Raw genomic sequence first — 549 nt, 5'->3', positions numbered from 1 at the left:
TAATGGTGGGAACTCCAGGGAGACTGCCGGTGATAAACCGGAGGAAGGTGGGGACGACGTCAAGTCATCATGGCCCTTACGAGTAGGGCTACACACGTGCTACAATGGCGTATACAGAGGGCTGCAAACTAGCGATAGTAAGCGAATCCCACAAAGTACGTCGTAGTCCGGATTGGAGTCTGCAACTCGACTCCATGAAGTCGGAATCGCTAGTAATCGTGAATCAGAATGTCACGGTGAATACGTTCCCGGGCCTTGTACACACCGCCCGTCACACCATGGGAGTGGGCTGCACCAGAAGTAGATAGCTTAACCTTCGGGAGGGCGTTTACCACGGTGTGGTTCATGACTGGGGTGAAGTCGTAACAAGGTAGCCCTAGGGGAACCTGGGGCTGGATCACCTCCTTACCTAAAGACTTATGCTGTTTTATGCAGTGTCCACACAGATTGCTTGGTAAAATTAGTTTTAGAAAAATAGCGAAAGTGCTAATTAATGCTCACGCATTGATTAACGCTTTTGCGTTATGCTCTTTAACAATCTGGAAAGCT

General features: G+C 49.2%; 1 rRNA gene. It reads left to right on the top strand.

The features are described 5' to 3' along the window. Window positions 1-408 (top strand): 16S ribosomal RNA (locus PMAL9190_RS20015); the annotation flags it as partial. Window positions 409-549: the final 141 nt, after the last annotated feature.

The sequence above is a fragment of the Photobacterium malacitanum genome (genome assembly GCF_900185615.1).
In the GTDB taxonomy this organism is placed as follows: Bacteria; Pseudomonadota; Gammaproteobacteria; order Enterobacterales; family Vibrionaceae; genus Photobacterium; species Photobacterium malacitanum.
This window is presented reverse-complemented; position numbering and strand designations above follow the sequence as displayed.